We start from the raw sequence: 16,947 nt of genomic DNA on the forward strand, positions 1-16,947 counted from the left end.
GGCTCATGGTCCGGCCCGTTTTGTGTTTGGCGGGGTGCGATCAGAGAACCGGAGGTCTCAGATGCGCGGCCTTCAGCGCCAGGCTGCCGCGGCCATCGGCGCCTGTCTTGCGATAGATCGTCCGTATCTGCGTGCGCGCCGTATGGGGCGAGACGCCTCGAATATCGGCGATCGTTGGCACCGTATGGCCCTTGAGGATCAGCCCCACGACCTCCGTTTCGGCTGGAGACAGCCCGTGCAGGGTAGCCAGATGTCGTGGATCGACGGTCGGCGGATCGTTCGGATCGATGATGGTGACGAGCGCACCGGCAAATCCCCTCGTCATCTCGCGGGCACCATCGCGCATGGGCGAAATCTCGATAAGGAGAGGTTCACTCGTGCCGACGGGCGGACTCAGCAGGACCTCATGGGCGGTACGATTCAGTCGATTGGCGGCGTCACCGGCCGACTGGATCGCGCGTTCGATCTGTCGGGTCCGGCTCTCGTCACGCGTCCTGATACGGTTCCTTGGGCAAAGGCCTATGCCGCCGTGCCGATCCATCACCGCTCTGGCCATTTCGTTGACGAGAACGATTTCGCCTGCGGCGTTTGCGAGCATGACCCCTACCGAGAGACGGTCGAGCACCCCCAGTACTGCCTGATAGCGGGCGACCAACCCGCTGACAAAGCGGCGCAGGCCAAGCGAGGCCGAGAGATGAGGCGTCAGGAATCGGAGAACGGAATGGGCAGAGAGTTCGACGGCTTCGTTTCGCTGCGCGCAATGGACCAGAACTCCGGCGCGCCATCCGTCGTTCGCCCTCAGCGGGGCAGCGTAGCGCGCGCGGGTGCCGAAATGTTCCAGCAGAAACCGCTGGTCGTCCCGCCCGTGAAGCGCTTTCTCGCTCCAGGTGCTGGTATCGGTCCAGATATCTCCGTCTTTCAACCCAAGCAGGGTCCGTTCGGCCTCTTCCTCGTAGTGGCGAAAGCGTTCGAGCCATATCGAAGCCAGATGAAAACGATCGGAAAATGAGCTTGAGATCCGATCCGGCTGATAGATATCGTCAAAGCCGGAAATGCCGAAGATGGCGGCTCCGGTCGCGCTCTCGACCGAGGCCGCTATACCGTCCAGCGTCTCTTGCCATCCATCCGTAACGGACGTCATGTCGTAGAGCGCCGGCAGGGTGGCGTAGGTCAGATCCGGGATCGCATGGTGCTCGCTTGCCATTGAAGACTGTCGGCTCCCTCCCGAAGCAAGAAGAATCAATGATTTCATGGTGCATGCTTCGCAGCGGAAACCAAGCCTGCAATTTCAATTTTGCATCAATAAAACCATATTTTCGATAGCATTCAGCGAGATCTGCACCCGCAAGACTTTGGTCGCGTCGCCGGTATTTCAGTCCGAAGAGACATATTGCATCCGAGGAATGCGGGCCTGGCAATTGCCGTAGGCCTGTTCCACCGTCACAACGACGACGGCCTGGGCAAGGGGCCAGACAGCCTTGATGTCAGCGCTCGCCCGCTCGATCCGGGCCTTCCCGTTCACCCGGGCGCGGCGCTGATTTTCGAAATCGATGAAGAGCATCCCGATATGCGGGTTCACCAGAATATTGCCCAGACTGTTGTAGAGGCCGTTGCCCGAATAGTCGGGAAAGAGGAGATGGTGGGGGTCGACGACGCGGACAGCCGGAAGCGGCTCGCCCGAAGCGTCATGTTCGCATCCCCGAAAGCTCGAATCGCAATGGCCTTCCGCATTCGACGTCGCGATGAAGAACATGGACTGTTCTTCGATGAAATGGGCGAGCGGTTCGCTGATCGCCGGCCGCATCATCGCCCTTAGATTGCTCTCGTGCCAATGATACCGGCTCGGAAACCACTCACGCATGTCAAGTTCGCCGGAATGGCCGAGTGCATTGTCCGGAATCGGTTCAACGGCGCGATTCTTGATGTGGCTCGCCATCCGAAGCCCCTGCAGCCTGAAAGAAGATGCCGGGAGTATAAACAAACGGTCGTTCGTATTCAACTTTCAGATGCGTGATGTCGCTTATAAAGATCGGGTCGCGACATCGAATTGTTGTCGCAGGGCGAAAAAGCTGGTTTTTGGGAATACCTCACTTTCCAGAAGCGGCGGACCTTTGGGCTGGATCAGCGGAAACAGCTTTCCGCCTCGATCTGGCCGGCGAGCGCGGCCCGTGCGGAAAGAAGCTCCCGCTCTGCTTCGACGGTGCGCAGAGCCAGCTTCTTCTCGGTCACGCTGGCCCAACGCCAGTCGCCCATGGTGGCGTCGAGCAGGCGTCTGGCTTCGGGATCGGGAACATCCATCGCCAGCCCGTCCGCCCGCTCCAGGATAGAAGTCTTGATCGCCTGAACGGCAGCATCCCCCCGTTCCAGGACCAGGTAGAGCGTCGCACCTTCGACCTTGATGACGCATTCGCGGGTAAACCGTTCTGCGATGTCCTCGTCGAGGCCCTGCTTGAGGCATTGCACGAAGAAGCTGCTGATATCGTCGAAGAAGGCCTGAACGGCGGACCGCAGCTCGTAGGGCATGCCGCTATAGCTGTAGGCGAGCTGAAAGCCGACGCAGCGACGGCCTTCCGTCAGCGTCTCGACCAGGCAGTTGAGGGCGCGTTCGAAATCCTTGCGCCAGTCGCCGGTGTTTTCGAGATCGGTGAAAATTTCGGCATAGGTGAGGGCAAGTATCTCGGATACGAGTTCGCCCTTGTTCTTGACGTGGGCGTAGAGACTTCCCTTGAGAAGGCCGACGCGATCGGCGACGTCCTTCATGGACGTGCCGGCATATCCTTTCTCACGTATCAGATCGCGCGATGCCACAATGATTTGCTCGCGTGAGGACTTGACCATGCCCGATCTCCGTAAACGATCGGTTGTTTTTATTGCACAGATCTTGAGTCTGCAAGCAACGCAATCGCTCGCGGCCCGACATTTGCGGTAGCAGCCCCCGTGAAAGCTCAGCTTGTGCGTTTTGGAAGTGTTCTATCGCGGGACGAGGGACCGTTTGCGCTCCAACCGTGTTTACGCGCCACGACCGGGCCGTCTGATCAGCATTGCTCCCTCGGCACCCGGACGACGAGACCGTCATATTCGGGTCTGAGCGTGATCTGGCAGGCGAGGCGGGAGCTTTCGTTCGCCTCGAAGGCCATTTCCAGCATGTCTTCCTCGATTTCGCTGCGCGGCGACAGGTTCGCCTGCCAGTCTTCATCGACATAGACCATGCAGGTGGTGCAGGAGCAGGCGCCGCCACATGACGCTTCGATCCCTTCGATGCCGTTTCGTACGGCGACCTCCATGAGGCTGATGCCTGGCTCGGCATCGATGGTCCTGATCTCGCCCGAAGGTTCGTGGAGCGTGACGTGAATCATGTCTTCGGTTCCTCGAAAGACTGTGCGCAAAGGCTTTCGCACCGGCTGCCAGCTCGGCGCGGATTTGGTTTGGTTCAGCGGGCATCGCGCCATTCGCCGGACTTCAGCATGCGCGGCGGAGCGCGAGATCTTCTGTTTCGGGAGGATGTTGTGGAGCGGGTGGCGCCGTTCGAAGGGATTGCGGGCTTGCCAGAATCGCGAGCTCCGGCTTCATCGTCGGGACACTGCCAATTGCAGGAGGTAGCTGGTTCATCCGCGCCGGGCGCTCGCAAAATCGGACGAACGCGCCGAGGTCCCGAAAGCGCAGATATATGTTGCCCCGTTCGAGCGCCCCGAGCGTTTGGCCGATCGGTTCGCGATAGCGATGACCGGGGTAAATCCGGCAGTTCGGCGAAAGTGTTCCGCGAAGGTGATTAATGGAGCGGAATAACGCCGCAGTGTCGCCGCCGCCGTTTTGTGGGTTCGACAATCCGCAACCTTCGGAAAAGAGCGTGTCGCCTGTAAACAGACAGCCGCCGATCCGGTATGAGATCGAGCCCGCCGTGTGGCCCGGCGTCGCCAGCGCATCGACGGTGATCGAGCCAAAGCGGAGTGTCTGGCTCCCTTCGAGACGGATTAGACGCTCGCAGTCGAAGCCGAAATGATCCGCATCCGCCCCTGACATATGGACAGGGCAGTCGGTGACCTTCGAGATAGCCGGTGCCGCATTCGTATGATCGCGGTGGCCGTGGGTCAGGAGAACGGCGGCCGGCCGCAGGCCTATCGCTGCGAGAGAATCCGAGAGAAACGACGGTTCCCAGCCCGGATCGATCACGACGGCGTCGCTCGATGCGCCGTCTGCCACGACATAAGCATAGTTGGCGAAGCCGACCCTGCCCGCCTTGAGCGCTATAAGCGACAGGTCGGGACCTGGACCTTTTTCATCCGGGCGGATCGGCTCGAAATCGCCGGCGGCGGGCGTTTCAGGCATGCTCGCGCAGCTCCGCCCTTGCCGTCTCAAGGCAGGTTGCGAACTGTTCTCGAAGTACGGCCTTCTGGACCTTGCCCATGGCATTGCGCGGCATGGTGTCGATCGCGATGTAGCGGACCGGGCGCTTGAAGGCTTCGAGTCTTGCGGCGACGTCTCTTTCGACCCTTGCCGTATCGATAAGGGCGCCCGGCTTGGCGACGAGGATCGCGACCGGAGCGGCGCTTCCATCATGTGTAGGCACGCTGATCACCGCGCTCTCGGCGACAGACGGGTCCTCGTCGACGATCTCCTCTACCTCCTTGGGCAGCACCGTGCCGTCTGCCGTGAACACGGCATCCTTCACGCGGCAGAGGACGCTGAGATAGCCGTCCGCGTCGTAGCGGCCGAAATCGCCGGAGATGAAAAAGCCGTCTTCGGTGTGGTCCTCGGCGGTTTTCTCCGGCTTGTTCCAGTATTCGCGGAAGAGGTTCGGGCCCCTGATCTCGATCATCCCGACGCCGGTGTTCGGAACAGGCTCTCCGGTCTTCACATCTGTGATCCGCACCGTGACACCGGGCAGCGGGAAGCCGACAGTGTTCGGCTTCCGCTCCTCATCATAGGGATTGGAGGCGATCATGCTGCATTCGGTCATGCCATAGCGCTCGATGATCGTCTTGCCGGTCCGCTCGCGCCAGGCGCGGTGGGTCTGGGGCAGCATAGGGGCGGAGCCCGAGATGAAGACGCGCATGTTTTTCGCCGTCTCTCCGAGCTCCGGCGCCTCCAGAAGCTGCATGTAGAAGGGCGGCACTCCCATCAGTGCGGTTGAGACCGGCATTTCCTTCAGCACCGAATTCGCATCGAAGCGCGGCAGGTAGCGACACGAGCCGCCGCTCGCGAGGACGACGTTGGTCGCGGTGAAAAGGCCGTGCAGATGGAAGATCGGCAGGGCGTGGATGAGCACGTCCTCGCGGCTGAATTTCCAGGACGAGACCAGCGCTTCGGCGTTCGACCAGAGCGAATGGTGTGTGTGGACCGCGCCCTTCGGCTTGCCCGTCGTGCCGGAGGTGTAGAGGATCGCGGCGATGTCCGAAGCTTCCCGCGTGGCGGTTTCATATCCCGATTTGGCCTGGTCGCGCGCTTCGACGAGCGTTCCGGTCTCGTCCGCATCGAGCGTGAAGACCGACGCACCAAACTGATCGGCTTCCCGCGTCATCCTCGCAAAGTCGGACGTCCCGCAGACAATCGCCTTCGGCGTCACGTCGCCGAGGAAATAGGGCATGTCGTCGATCGGAAGGCCGGGATTGATGGGCACGTAGACGACGCCGGCGACAAGGCAGCCGAAATAGAGTTCCAGCGAAACCGCCGATTTCGGCGCATAGACGAGAACGCTGTCGCCGGGCTTCAAACCTTCGTTCGCGAGAACCTGCGCGATCCTTTCGGCATTTGCGAAGAACCGCGCATAGGCAATGTGCTGGCCAGTCTCCGGCAGGACGAGGAAATCTGAATCGCGGTTCTCCGCTGATCCTGCCGAGAGGCGCGAGGCGAGATAGTTGGCGTCATACATAGCTCGGCTCCTTTTGAGGCTCGGTCTCAAGCTTGGTGGGCGATGCGATGGAAAGCTGATGGGCGAGCCGGTCGTAGCCGAGGCCGAAACAGGCCGAGTAAAGCGGCTCGCCGGCTTCGGTCCGGATATCGCAGGCTTTGGAAAAAGCGCGCAGATGCAGATTGACCGAACCGACCGCGATGCCGCCGATCACGAATTCGGATTTGAGGTTCTGGTCTTCCTGGAACTTCTGCTTGTAGTCCTTGGCGTTGAAGAAAGGATCGGTCGCTGCTTCCACCTCGACGACAAGCCCCATCCCCCTCAGCAGACCAGCGACCTCTTCCTTCACGCGTGCCGTCCAGGCCGACGCTTCCTCCGCCGTCGGGGCGAAGAGGATGTATTCGCGCATCATGAAGGCGATCTGCCGCGTGCCCTCGCGATAATACTCCTCGCATCGGAAGCAGAGGTTCTTGTGCGTGATCATCGTGCGCTTCGGCAGACGTGCGCCCTGCTTGCCGTGGAAAACCGGATAGCAGCAGGTGGGAGAGAGCAGATATTCCTCGTCCGCCTGCACGGCGTTCGACAGGGAAAAGCCGTGTTGCGGAAAGGATTTCAGATAATTGCCGGCGAGAACGAACGCTTTCGGCAGAAGAGGGGCATAGCGTTCGTCCGCAGCGCCTTCGAAGCAGGGGAGAGACGAGAGCGCCGCGTCGAACGCGGCTTCGCGCGTTCCCTCGATCGCCATCCGGGCCATGCTCATCAGACCGTCTCCGACGCGAGATAGGCGTCCATGATGGCCGCGGGCGTCTTGATCTGATCGAGATCGAGCTCTTCGAGCGGAATGCTCCGGCCGGTCCGGTCTTCGATATAGGCCAGAAGCTTCGCAATGTTCATGCTGTCGATGATGCCGCTCTCGATGAGTTCGGTGCCCGGCTCGATCGCACTGGTCGGCTGGTCGCTGAGGGTGACGATTTTTGCGATCAAATTGTACATTGAGAGGTCCTTCGCGTAGCGGTTTCGAGACAACAGAAAGTCGTTGAAGTAAGTTCGAGAGAAATTACTTCTTGAAGGCAGTTTTTATTTGAGGGTGAAGGCTTGGCAGTCTTTCCAGGCGCGCGAGGGTGCCCGGCTGTCAGCCGATTTTCCAACGTTTCTAGAGCTTCGACCTGTCCTTGATTGGCGTCTTGTCCCAGAGCAATTTGCTACGAAACGATCGTTTGGGAGTCAATACCATAGATTGTGTAGGTTGAAAATTTTTCGCGCAAAAATCGAAAGTAGCCTCTTTATTGGTGCAAAATGTTTCGATATGAAACGAACGGGCACGAAATCACAACGGCTCGTTTGCGGTCAGGTTGTAATCTCGCATGCGCCCTAGCGTATCATCGAAAAGCAGGACAGACCGAGGTTCGGCCTAGCGGTTTGCCGCCTCCGATGGCGGATCAAGATGACGGAAAGGAAATACTATGGCTGATCGCCGCGAACCCATTTTCGTCGACGGCTTCGAGGAGAGCGTTGCCGTTCTGAGAAGCGGTCAGTTTCGGACCGACCATCCCTTCCGTGCGACCCGGCAGCTCTTTGGGCCGACGGTGCTCGACGTCGAGGGCAAGGGCCATGTCGTGCGCAAGCGCAGCTGGCTTCAGGATTTCTCCCGGCGCGCCATGTCCTCCGAGCCCTATCGCGCCATCATCGAGAAAAGCCTGGACGAGGGCTTTGCCGATGCGAAAGCCCATGACGATCTGATGCGCCTTGCCGTCTACGTGCCGAACCGCGTGATCTTACTCTTACTCGGCTGCGAGGACATCGATCCGATGGAGCACCATGCGAAGGTGCGCCCGGCGATCGCCTATCTGGAGACCAATGTGAAAGGTCCGGGCGTCCCGGAGTCCAAGGCCTATCTGCGGAGCGAGCTCTTCGCGCGGGCTGAGGGCCTCTTCGCGGGACTGGAGCCGAAGGAGCGGGAGGCCGAACTATCGCTGCTCGCCGTCGCCGGCTCCGAGACGACGACGGTTGCGTTGAAGTGCTTGCTCACGCTCTGGGGCGAGGATCACGAGCGGTTCGTTCGCGAATGCTCAGAGATGGGCGTCGAAGCGTTCAATCTTGGGCTGCTGCGCAGCGATCCCCCGCTTGGTCTCGCAACGCGCTATTGCAGCGCCGACACCACGATCGGCGAGACGACATTCGAAAAGGGCGATATCGTCCATGTGGATCTGGTGAAGAGCAATGGTGGTTGCCCCGTGCCCCATGGCAGCACCGGCTTCGACCTCACCTTCGGCCAGGGCAAGCACAGCTGCCCTGGTCATCTTCTTGCGAAAGCCGAACTCGCGCTTCTGACGGAGAAGCTGCTTGAGATGGACCGAAGCTCGATCGTTCTCGAACGAACCGCGGCAATGTCGCGGCCCGCGAACTTCCGCCATCCCTCGGGGATCGCGCTGCGCTTTTCGGCAGAGGCGCGCTCGGTCGCCTGAGCCTCGTTCAGCTCTAAAGGCCGAGACGCATGCGTTCGGCCTTTTCCATCGCGCGGCGTACGGTGACAGCCTGGCTCTCGCCGGCATCGACGTCGTCCCAGGTCAGCATCGCGCCCTCGGCGACGTCGCCCTTCAGTGTCATGCCGTGGGCAAGGCCGATCGGCAGGCCCTTGTTGCGCAAGGAATCCTCGGCGCGGGCGATGCGGCCCCAGACGGTGTAGCCGCCTTCGCCGTCGAGCCTGTCGCCGGGTTTCAGTGCCTTTTTGGCGACCGCCACCACATCCGAGACGAGCGTGTTGGTGCGGCCGGTCGGCTCGCCGCGCAACGCGGCGCTCGCGACCGAAACCGGCAGTTCGAGGCCGATGAGGTGTGAGGGCCGGAAGAGCGTCGCATAGCGGCCGGACGTATCGGTGACGACCTGATATTCCTTGAAGCAGCGCCGCACATAGTCCGCGCCCCGGCCCGCCTCGTCCATCGCCTCGAAGGTGACATAGACGCCCCAGCGCAGATCGCCGAAGACGTGCCGGCCGTCGCGTTCGACGCTGGAGACGCATTCGACCATGCCGGCCTCTTCCAGCATGCCGCCCGCACTGACGGGTTTGAGCACATTGGCGAGATCGTGGGTGCCGGCGGGCGGGAATTTCAGCCCGTCCTTCGGAGCAAGGAGATGGGCGGCGTTGGAGATCGCGGCCATTTCCAGCGCCGATTTCGTGCCGTCGAGGAAAGAGTTGAACATCTGCGGGTTCATGCCGCCGGCTTTGGCCTCCTCCGGCTTCAGGCCGTAATGGGTCCAAACCGTATCGGGTGTCGAGGCGGCGTATTCGGGCAGATATTTCGTGCCCTTGCCGGCGGCTACGATCCTAAAGCCGCATGTCCGCGCCCAGTCGATCATCTCGCAGACGAGAGCCGGCTGGTCGCCGTAGGCCATGGAATAGACGAGGCCCGCTTCGTCGAACTTCTTGACGAGATAGGGCCCTGCGAGAACGTCCGCCTCGACATTGACCATGACAATATGCCGGCCTTCCTCAGCGGCCAGCAGGGCGTGGCGGATGCCGGCGGCAGGGCTTCCCGTCGCGTCGATCACGACGTCGAGGCCGGAGGCCTTGATGAGGGCTTCATAGTCCTCGGTGATCATCGTCCGCCCGGTCGAGAGCGCATCCTCAAAACTGGCGGCGAGAACGGAGTCGACGTCCCATCCGGTGTTGGTCAGCGCCTCTTTCGCGCGTGCCTCCGAGAGATCGGCGATGCCGTAGAGATGCATGCCCGGCACGTGCCGCACCTGGCTGAGGAACATCGAGCCGAATTTGCCGGAGCCGATCAGCCCGACGCGGATCGGCTTGCCGGCGTCCTGCCGGGACTTGAGCTTGCTGTAGAGATTCATGGATGCCGGCCCTCCCTGCCGTCGTCTTTCTTCGTTCTGGTCAAAAGACGATGGACTGAATATCAGTTCCGAACCTCCGTGAAGAGACCTTTGTGACCCTCCGCGTCGCAGTCCGTCCGTCCGCTCGTTCACCCAGAACCTTTTGGCTTGCCCCGCCGCTGGAAGTGCACCGGAAAGGCGGCGATCGGTCAGTCTTCGGAGGTCGTTGATTCGGCGTCGAGCCGCCTCAGGCGGTGGGCGTGGAGGCCCGTGGCGAGTGCGATCGCCACGGCGACCATCCGAACGACGGAGAGCGAAAGGATAGCATAGGCAATCCCGCGCCAGCCGGCTTCGGCGAAGGCATTGGGCAAGAGCACTGCGCCGAAAAGCAGGAGAACCAGAAGGTTCAGGAACTGGCCTTCCGTCTATCCGAAATTTTCCACCGCTTCGAGCAGATGGAGCGCAGGCGCCTCGATTAATCTATCCGAGGCGCACTGCTGCGCGTTTCGCGATCAGCGGTCCCGCTTCGCGAGCGTCCGCAGCCGCAGCGCGTTCAACCGAATGAAGCCGGCCGCGTCCTTCTGGTCGTATGCGCCGTGATCGTCCTCGAAGGTGACGAGGGCGTCGTTATAGAGGGATTTCGCGCTCTCACGGCCCTCGACGATGACATTGCCCTTGTAGAGCTTCAGGCGCACCGTGCCTTCCACATGCTCCTGGCTCTTATCGATCGCCGCCTGGAGCATTTCGCGCTCCGGCGAGAACCAGAAGCCGTTATAGATGAGCTCGGCATATTGCGGCATGAGCTGATCCTTCAGGTGCATTGCGCCGCGATCGAGCGTGATCGATTCGATCGCCCGGTGCGCGGCGAGAAGGATCGTACCGCCCGGCGTCTCGTAGATGCCACGCGATTTCATGCCGACGAAGCGGTTTTCGACCAGATCCAGCCGGCCGATGCCGTTGTCGCGGCCGAGATCGTTGAGCGCGGCGAGAAGCTCGTGCGGCTTCATCGTCTGGCCGTCGATCGAGACCGGATCGCCCTTTTCGAACCCGATGGTGATCGTCGTCGGCGTGTCCGGCGCTTCCTCGGGGCTCACCGTGCGCATGAAGACGTAAGGCGGCGCACCCTCGTTCGGGTCCTCTAGCACCTTGCCCTCGGAGGAGGAGTGGAGAAGGTTGGCGTCGACCGAGAACGGGGCCTCGCCGCGCTTGTCCTTTGTCACGGTGATCTGGTTCTTTTCGGCGAAATCCAGAAGCTCCGTGCGTGACTTGAACTTCCAGTCGCGCCAGGGCGCGATCACCTTGATGTCCGGGTCGAGCGCATAGGCCGAAAGCTCGAAGCGCACCTGGTCGTTGCCCTTGCCGGTCGCGCCGTGGGCAATGGCGTCAGCCCCGGTCTCGCGGGCAATCTCAACGAGGCGCTTGGAGATCAGCGGCCGGGCGATCGAGGTGCCGAGAAGGTAAGTGCCTTCGTAGACGGCGTTCGCGCGGAACATCGGGAAGACGAAGTCGCGGCAGAACTCTTCGCGCACGTCCTCGATATAGATGTCCTTCACGCCGGCCCGCTCGGCCTTTTCGCGGGCGGGCCCAAGCTCCTCGCCCTGGCCGAGATCGGCGGTGAAGGTCACGACTTCAGCGCCGAGTTCGGTCTGGAGCCATTTCAGGATGATGGAGGTGTCGAGCCCGCCGGAATAGGCGAGCACGACCTTCTTGACGTCGCGGGGGAGGGCCATCGGAGTTCTTTCAAGGCGTGTTGTCTTTGCTGCGCTCTATAGCCAAGGATCGTCGGCCCGAGAACCACTCGGAGCGGATTTATTGAGCTTCCACCATCGTCGGAAGCGAAGCAGAAATCTGGTGGTCTACGAAATCATCAGACGCAGTTCGTAACGGAGAATGGTCTATACCCAGCGATCCCGCCAGGCGCCGAGCTAATCGGTCGTGCCGCTCTTTTAATAGGTCGAGCGTCCAGTCCGCATGCGGCGCAAGCTCCTGCATTTGCGCATAGGTTGTGCGGGTTGGAGAACTAGCGCCGTCAAGCCCAAAATATTGAGCTTTCTTTTGCGGGAACGGATTTCGAGATGCACTTGAGTTTTTACTTCCGGACAGGAGTACCAAGTTGCCAAGCCGGTGGGTCCAGAATTGTCTCTCGGCCTCGGAAAATTGTGTCCATTCTTCGTTGCGTGGATTTTGAGGCAGGATATGCTCAACGGTAGGATTTTTGTTTGAAGTGACTTTCTGGTCTGACAATATCCAGTCTAACCGAACCAAGGCTGCACGCACTGCACCACGCGACGTATGGTTATAGAAATCGCCATTTATGGTAGTCCAAACGCTGATTTTCTCGATGTCGGTTGCAGACATCAAATCGTCGACAAAAGCGATATCTCTTTCGCCTTGAACATAGCCTTCGATCGAATGTATGCACTCTGCATAGCGCCTGCGGCGTTGAGTGTCGTACATTCTTGCCAGCTGCATGCGCCAAGCAAGCTTCTCGATCTTGTCCATTATTTCCGCAAGCACCTGAGGCCTATTCCCCAGCTCATCAAGAGCGTACAGAGCGAGGGGTAACCAATCTCTGTTCGGCAGTAATTTCAAACGTGAAAGCGCTTCAATAATCCCGTCCTTCGAAGGCACTCCGTCGAGAGTATTGATGGATTTCGAGCGTAGTAGAGCAAACTCAAAATGGGTGGCAAATCGATCCAAATAATTGAGGACAAAGTCTTGTGGACTGGCGAAATATCCTACGGAACTGGCGAACAGGCGCTGATAGGCGTCAGAAAGGTTTTGCCTAAGTTTTTCTCGATCTGAGATGAACTGAAATGCGGCGAGTAGTTCTTCGAGCTCATTTCGCCCAATCTCTGTTTCTATATCTCGCCACTTAGCTGCTAGTGGCTCTTTTTGATGGGCGTCAACACGGTTGAGCAGGTCCGCCTTTATGATATCGGCGTTTGACAGAGCCATCCCGCGGTCATTCAGAACTCGAAATATCCGGAGAGCTGCATCCTGGGTCTCAACGCGAACTGTCACCATCTTGCAGTGTATGCGAAGATAAACGGAGAACCGCTCGCGTGTTTTCCGGCTCCATTTTCTAATTTCGCTTAATATACTAAAATAATTATCCTGAATATTACGCTGAGCGTCAGTTTGCGGTGTTCTTAAACTATTTCTTTTCTCGGGCGGGCATTGGACTTGCTTATTTAGAAAATCATGATCCTCAGTATGCTGGCGAAGCCTTATTGTTTCGTTCATTACCCCTTCAGCGGGATTTGGCGGGACGAGAACACATTTTCCATCGGCAATTTTGTATTGTTCGTCTTCATGGCAATCGCGAAGCGCCGCTAGGAGAAGTGTGAGCGTCGTTAAACGCTGTTGACCATCCACCACATCAGCTTCGGGGGAGCCTTCCTGTTTTATTAAAACTGTACTTCCTAAAAAATACTCAGTTTCCTGTCCGGGAAACGTACTTTCCATTGCCTCCTTCACGTCTGCGAGCAGCTGTAGGGTTTCAACAGTCGTCCATGCGTATGGCCGTTGGAAATAAGGTATGAGAAATTGATAGCTCCCATCAAAGATTTTTCCGATTGCAGTCTCGCTAGCGCGAATCATGTTATCTCTCCTCACAACTTTTAATCGTGATAGTGCCGCTAAAATGATCTAGCAACGGGCAAATTGATCACTCTTTGTTCGTTCCGACCGAATTAACGGGTTCGCTCAAGCATTTCGGCCGTGGTAGTACAAAGATCGTAACGCGATAGTGTCGGATGACATATGAGCCGCATCATTTGTCGATCCGGACTAACCATTTGCTCACAGGCCGCTTCATTAGCCGACCGCTGGTTCCTGACCGCCGTCTTCCAGCAGCTCCTCCAGCGCCGGCATCAGTTCCTCGCGGAACGACCGTTCGGAGAACGGGCCGGTTTGTTTGTAGACGATGCGGCCGTCCGTCGAGACGAGAAAGCTTTCCGGCACGCCGTAGACGCCCCAGTCGATCGTCGCCGCGCCCTTCTGATCGACGCCGATTGCGTCATACGGGTTGCCAAGGGACTCAAGGAAGCCGCGCGCATTGGCGGGCTTGTCCTTGTAGTTGATCGCGACGATGTCGAGCCGCTCGTCTTTCGCAAGCTCCATCAGCAGCGGGTGTTCCTGCCGGCAGGGCCCGCACCAGGAGGCGAAGACGTTGACGAGCATCGGCTTGTCGTGCGGCGCGCTCATGTCGAGGCCGGGGATCGGCTCGCCGCCCGCCGTCCGCATCTCTTCGAGGGCCGGGAGAACGGTCTTCGGCGCCGGCTTGTCGATCAGGACGGACGGGATTTCCGTGATGTCGCGTCCGAGCTGGTTCTGGTGAAGGGCGTAGAAGAAAAGCCCCGCGAGCCCGGCAAAGAGAAGGAGCGGGAGGGCGACGAGGAAGCCGCGCTTGGTGCCGGAGGGTTTGGCGTTCTGCGTTTCGCTTTCGCTCATCGGATCAGATCCCTTCCGCCGCGGCTGAGCGCTTCATGTCCGAGCGACGACGGATGCCGCGCGCTTCGAGATCGGCGAGCGCCCGCTTCTGGGCACGGGAGTCGAGCGCGATCCAGAGGACGAGGCCGATGATGGCAAGCGCCGAAAAGCCATAGGCCGCGAGGATGAAGCCTGCATAATCGCCGCTCATGCCGGCACCTCCGCCTTCGATCGCTCGGCCTTGCGGGCTGCCAGCCGCGACAGGGCCTCGACGCGCCGGCGCAGGATTTCCGTGCGCATGGCCGTGAGATGCATGGCGAAGAAGAGCAGCGAGAAGCCGACCGCCGAGAGAAGCAGCGGTGTCAGGAATTCGGCCGGCATGGACGGCCCATCGGCGCGCATCACGCTGGCTGGCTGATGCAGCGTGTTCCACCAGTCGACCGAAAACTTGATGATCGGGATGTTCACCCAGCCGACGAGAACGAGGATCGCGGCGGGTTTCGCCGCCTTGCCGGGCTCGTCCAACGCGCGGGTGAGGGCGATCAGCCCGAGATACATGATGAGAAGCACGAAGACCGAAGTGAGCCGCGCATCCCATACCCACCACGTGCCCCACATGGGCCGGCCCCAGATGGAGCCGGTGAGAAGAGCGAGCACGGTGAAGACCGCGCCAATGGGGGCGGCCGCCTTGATCGAGACGTCGGCCAGCGGATGGCGCCAGACCAGCGTGCCGAGCGCCGAGATCGCCATCACCGTCCAGATCATCATACAGAGCCAGGCAAACGGCACGTGGATGAACATGATCCGCACCGTCGCGCCCTGCTGGTAGTCCTCCGGCGCTAGGAAACCGAGCGTGAGCCCGGCGAGGATCGCGAGGGCGGCCAGTGCATAGAGCCATGGCTGGATCTTGCCCGACAGCTCCAGAAAGCGCGTCGGGTTGGCGAGGATGGCGAAGCGGCCGGGCCGGCCTGTGGCGACATTGCTCATGAGACTCGTTCTAGCCTTTCCTCAAAAGCCCCGCAAACGCAAAAGCCTGCGACGAAGCGCCGAAAACCACTCGGCTTTCGCAGGAGACAGGTAGCGGAGGACTTGGCGGATTTGGGGCCGCTGACGGGGATGTGACTCCGGTCAATGTGCCAGGCGAGGCGGATGGGTCACCGTAATTGGCCGTGTTTTCGGCGCGAGAACCAGACAATACAGCTCTACAATTGTGGTCCGGGAGACGAGCGTCCTTCCCTTGCGGTTCGTCATCCTTGTAAGGGGATTAAGGATGACGGAAGAGAGTGTGACGATGGGGCCGTATCTCGGCGGCGGCCGCGACAGTGTGGGGAGTCGCGCGAACGCCTTACCGCGTTCGGGCGATCTTCAGGAGTTCGTCGCAATCAACCACCTCTTCCAGACGCGCGGCGATCTCGTCGAGGGCGTCTTCGACGCCGGCGCGGTAGCTAAGACCGCTGGCGCGAAGCCCGAGCCGCGTGAGGAGATCGCGGCGGAAGGCATCATTGGCGAAGATGCCGTGGAGATAGCTGCCGAAGACCCTGCCGTCGGCGCTGGTCGCGCCGTCGGGCGTTCCGTCGATCCGGCAGACCGGGCGAGCGCAGTCTCGGCCGGTGGTCGTGCCGAGATGGATTTCGTAACCTTCCAGGGCCTCGCCGGCCAGCGTCGTCGCCGACCCCTCGCGGACAGTCTTTTCCGGGGCGAGCACGGTCTCGATGTCGAGGAGGCCGAGACCTTCGGCTTCACCCGCCGGCCCCTCGATGCCGTGCGGATCGGCGACGCGCTTGCCCAGCATCTGATAGCCGCCGCACAGGCCGACCACATGGCCGCCTTTCGCCAGATGGCGGCGGAGATCGCGGTCCCAGCCATTCGCGCGAAAGGCATCGAGATCGGCGATCGTCGATTTCGAGCCGGGGATGAGGATGAGATCGGCGTTTTCGGGCAGTGGCTCGCCCGGCGCGACGAAAATGAGCGAGACGCCGGTCTCGTGAGCCAGCGGATCGCAGTCGTCGAAATTGGCGATCCGGCCGAGGCGCGGTACGGCGACGACGAGATCGCCTGGCCGGCTTTCCCGCTTCGCCAGTTTCTCCAGAGCGACGGAATCCTCGGCCGGCAAGCGGTTCGCGGCGGGAAGGAAGGGCACGACGCCGAGCGAAGGCCAGCCGGTGAAGCCGGTGATCGCAGTGAGACCATCGTCGAAGAGGGAGACGTCGCCCCGGAACTTGTTGATGAGGAAGCCGGCGATCATTTTGGCGTCCGCCCCGGGAAGGATCGTGTGGGTGCCGACGATGGAGGCGATGACGCCGCCCCGGTCGATATCGCCAGTCAGGATCACCGGCACGTTGGCGGCCGTCGCAAAGCCCATATTGGCGATGTCGTTCGCACGAAGATTGATCTCGGCGGGCGAGCCCGCGCCCTCGGCTATGACGAGATCGGCCTCTTCGGAAAGGGCTTCGAAGCTTTCGAGAACGGTCTTGAGGAACTCGCCCTTCAGCGCCTGATAGTCTCGCCCCTTCGCGCTGCCCGCCATCCGGCCGTTGAGAACGATCTGGCTGCCGGTCTCCGACTGGGGCTTCAGGAGCACGGGGTTCATCCACGTCGTTGCCGGCGTGTGGCAGGCGAGCGCCTGAACCCATTGCGCCCTGCCGATCTCGCCGAATTCGGCGGTGCCGGGAATGCGCGCGACGGCGGCGTTGTTCGACATGTTCTGCGGCTTGAAGGGCCGCACGGTCAGCCCGCGCCGGGTAAACAGCCGGCAGAGCCCCGCCACCAGCACGGACTTGCCGACATCCGAGCCCGTGCCCTGCAGCATGATGGCGGGTGTCTTGGTCATGCCTTGCGGC

The 16,947-nt window shown here is 60.7% G+C and carries 17 protein-coding genes; 1 reads left to right on the forward strand and 16 read right to left on the reverse strand.

Annotation, left to right across the window (positions count from 1 at the left end):
- Positions 1 to 40: 40 nt before the first annotated feature.
- The 8 genes from ABRA89_RS01140 to ABRA89_RS01175 form a co-directional block, all read right to left on the reverse strand.
- Entirely contained in the window at positions 41 to 1,204 is a 1,164-nt protein-coding gene (locus ABRA89_RS01140; protein ID WP_349939608.1) for a helix-turn-helix transcriptional regulator, read from the reverse strand.
- A 168-nt stretch (positions 1,205 to 1,372) separates the two neighbouring features.
- Entirely contained in the window at positions 1,373 to 1,936 is a 564-nt protein-coding gene (locus tag ABRA89_RS01145) for a pyridoxamine 5'-phosphate oxidase family protein (protein ID WP_349939609.1), read from the reverse strand.
- Positions 1,937 to 2,121: 185 nt separating this feature from the next.
- Positions 2,122 to 2,838, reverse strand: coding sequence for a TetR/AcrR family transcriptional regulator (locus ABRA89_RS01150; protein ID WP_349939610.1), 717 nt, complete (start codon positions 2,836 to 2,838; stop codon positions 2,122 to 2,124).
- Positions 2,839 to 3,035: 197 nt separating this feature from the next.
- On the reverse strand, positions 3,036 to 3,356 hold the full coding sequence (locus ABRA89_RS01155; RefSeq protein WP_349939611.1) for a 2Fe-2S iron-sulfur cluster-binding protein: 321 nt from the start codon (positions 3,354 to 3,356) through the stop codon (positions 3,036 to 3,038).
- A gap of 103 nt (positions 3,357 to 3,459) precedes the next feature.
- Positions 3,460 to 4,326: an MBL fold metallo-hydrolase gene (locus ABRA89_RS01160; protein WP_349939612.1), complete on the reverse strand. Its 867-nt coding sequence runs from the start codon at positions 4,324 to 4,326 to the stop codon at positions 3,460 to 3,462.
- Complete coding sequence (locus tag ABRA89_RS01165) at positions 4,319 to 5,869, reverse strand: AMP-binding protein (RefSeq protein WP_349939613.1); 1,551 nt, start codon at positions 5,867 to 5,869, stop codon at positions 4,319 to 4,321. The genes ABRA89_RS01160 and ABRA89_RS01165 overlap by 8 nt, the downstream gene beginning before the upstream one ends.
- Entirely contained in the window at positions 5,862 to 6,608 is a 747-nt protein-coding gene (locus ABRA89_RS01170; RefSeq protein ID WP_349939614.1) for a class-II aminoacyl-tRNA synthetase family protein, read from the reverse strand. Before ABRA89_RS01170 ends, ABRA89_RS01165 begins: the two co-directional genes overlap by 8 nt.
- Complete coding sequence (locus tag ABRA89_RS01175; RefSeq protein WP_349939615.1) at positions 6,608 to 6,841, reverse strand: phosphopantetheine-binding protein; 234 nt, start codon at positions 6,839 to 6,841, stop codon at positions 6,608 to 6,610. The genes ABRA89_RS01170 and ABRA89_RS01175 overlap by 1 nt, the downstream gene beginning before the upstream one ends.
- 470 nt (positions 6,842 to 7,311) lie before the next feature.
- Between ABRA89_RS01175 and ABRA89_RS01180 the strand changes: the two genes are divergently transcribed.
- Positions 7,312 to 8,313, forward strand: a complete 1,002-nt coding sequence (locus ABRA89_RS01180; protein ID WP_349939616.1) for a cytochrome P450 family protein — start codon at positions 7,312 to 7,314, stop codon at positions 8,311 to 8,313.
- Between the two features lie 13 nt (positions 8,314 to 8,326).
- Here the strand turns inward: ABRA89_RS01180 and ABRA89_RS01185 are convergent, their stop codons facing one another.
- The 8 genes from ABRA89_RS01185 to ABRA89_RS01220 form a co-directional block, all read right to left on the reverse strand.
- Positions 8,327 to 9,694: an NAD(P)H-dependent oxidoreductase gene (locus tag ABRA89_RS01185; protein WP_349939617.1), complete on the reverse strand. Its 1,368-nt coding sequence runs from the start codon at positions 9,692 to 9,694 to the stop codon at positions 8,327 to 8,329.
- Between the two features lie 188 nt (positions 9,695 to 9,882).
- On the reverse strand, positions 9,883 to 10,044 hold the full coding sequence (locus ABRA89_RS01190; protein ID WP_349939618.1) for a hypothetical protein: 162 nt from the start codon (positions 10,042 to 10,044) through the stop codon (positions 9,883 to 9,885).
- Positions 10,045 to 10,185: 141 nt separating this feature from the next.
- Positions 10,186 to 11,403, reverse strand: coding sequence for an argininosuccinate synthase (locus tag ABRA89_RS01195; RefSeq protein ID WP_349939619.1), 1,218 nt, complete (start codon positions 11,401 to 11,403; stop codon positions 10,186 to 10,188).
- 79 nt (positions 11,404 to 11,482) lie between these two features.
- Positions 11,483 to 13,276, reverse strand: a complete 1,794-nt coding sequence (locus ABRA89_RS01200; protein WP_349939620.1) for a DUF262 domain-containing protein — start codon at positions 13,274 to 13,276, stop codon at positions 11,483 to 11,485.
- Positions 13,277 to 13,492: 216 nt separating this feature from the next.
- Positions 13,493 to 14,128, reverse strand: a complete 636-nt coding sequence (locus tag ABRA89_RS01205) for a DsbE family thiol:disulfide interchange protein (RefSeq protein WP_349939621.1) — start codon at positions 14,126 to 14,128, stop codon at positions 13,493 to 13,495.
- Between the two features lie 4 nt (positions 14,129 to 14,132).
- The gene (gene ccmD / locus ABRA89_RS01210; RefSeq protein WP_349939622.1) at positions 14,133 to 14,318 is read right to left on the reverse strand and encodes a heme exporter protein CcmD; all 186 of its coding nucleotides are present in this window, start codon (positions 14,316 to 14,318) and stop codon (positions 14,133 to 14,135) included.
- A complete protein-coding gene (locus ABRA89_RS01215; protein WP_349939623.1) occupies positions 14,315 to 15,094 on the reverse strand; it encodes a heme ABC transporter permease in 780 nt (259 codons plus the stop codon). The genes ccmD and ABRA89_RS01215 overlap by 4 nt, the downstream gene beginning before the upstream one ends.
- Positions 15,095 to 15,452: 358 nt before the next feature.
- Positions 15,453 to 16,937, reverse strand: a complete 1,485-nt coding sequence (locus ABRA89_RS01220; RefSeq protein ID WP_349939624.1) for a cobyric acid synthase — start codon at positions 16,935 to 16,937, stop codon at positions 15,453 to 15,455.
- Positions 16,938 to 16,947: the final 10 nt, after the last annotated feature.

This window comes from Fulvimarina thalattae (genome assembly GCF_040239565.1).
Taxonomy (GTDB): Bacteria; Pseudomonadota; Alphaproteobacteria; order Rhizobiales; family Rhizobiaceae; genus Fulvimarina.

Excerpts from the sequence above, each read along its gene's own strand:
- ABRA89_RS01140 (WP_349939608.1), bottom strand. The coding sequence starts at position 1,204 with ATGGCAAGCGAGCACCATGCGATCCCGGATCTGACCTACGCCACCCTG.
- ABRA89_RS01145 (WP_349939609.1), bottom strand. The coding sequence starts at position 1,936 with ATGGCGAGCCACATCAAGAATCGCGCCGTTGAACCGATTCCGGACAAT.
- ABRA89_RS01150 (WP_349939610.1), bottom strand. The coding sequence starts at position 2,838 with ATGGTCAAGTCCTCACGCGAGCAAATCATTGTGGCATCGCGCGATCTG.
- ABRA89_RS01155 (WP_349939611.1), bottom strand. The coding sequence starts at position 3,356 with ATGATTCACGTCACGCTCCACGAACCTTCGGGCGAGATCAGGACCATC.
- ABRA89_RS01160 (WP_349939612.1), bottom strand. The coding sequence starts at position 4,326 with ATGCCTGAAACGCCCGCCGCCGGCGATTTCGAGCCGATCCGCCCGGAT.
- ABRA89_RS01165 (WP_349939613.1), bottom strand. The coding sequence starts at position 5,869 with ATGTATGACGCCAACTATCTCGCCTCGCGCCTCTCGGCAGGATCAGCG.
- ABRA89_RS01170 (WP_349939614.1), bottom strand. The coding sequence starts at position 6,608 with ATGAGCATGGCCCGGATGGCGATCGAGGGAACGCGCGAAGCCGCGTTC.
- ABRA89_RS01175 (WP_349939615.1), bottom strand. The coding sequence starts at position 6,841 with ATGTACAATTTGATCGCAAAAATCGTCACCCTCAGCGACCAGCCGACC.
- ABRA89_RS01180 (WP_349939616.1), top strand. The coding sequence starts at position 7,312 with ATGGCTGATCGCCGCGAACCCATTTTCGTCGACGGCTTCGAGGAGAGC.
- ABRA89_RS01185 (WP_349939617.1), bottom strand. The coding sequence starts at position 9,694 with ATGAATCTCTACAGCAAGCTCAAGTCCCGGCAGGACGCCGGCAAGCCG.
- ABRA89_RS01195 (WP_349939619.1), bottom strand. The coding sequence starts at position 11,403 with ATGGCCCTCCCCCGCGACGTCAAGAAGGTCGTGCTCGCCTATTCCGGC.
- ABRA89_RS01200 (WP_349939620.1), bottom strand. The coding sequence starts at position 13,276 with ATGATTCGCGCTAGCGAGACTGCAATCGGAAAAATCTTTGATGGGAGC.
- ABRA89_RS01205 (WP_349939621.1), bottom strand. The coding sequence starts at position 14,128 with ATGAGCGAAAGCGAAACGCAGAACGCCAAACCCTCCGGCACCAAGCGC.
- ccmD (WP_349939622.1), bottom strand. The coding sequence starts at position 14,318 with ATGAGCGGCGATTATGCAGGCTTCATCCTCGCGGCCTATGGCTTTTCG.
- ABRA89_RS01215 (WP_349939623.1), bottom strand. The coding sequence starts at position 15,094 with ATGAGCAATGTCGCCACAGGCCGGCCCGGCCGCTTCGCCATCCTCGCC.
- ABRA89_RS01220 (WP_349939624.1), bottom strand. The coding sequence starts at position 16,937 with ATGACCAAGACACCCGCCATCATGCTGCAGGGCACGGGCTCGGATGTC.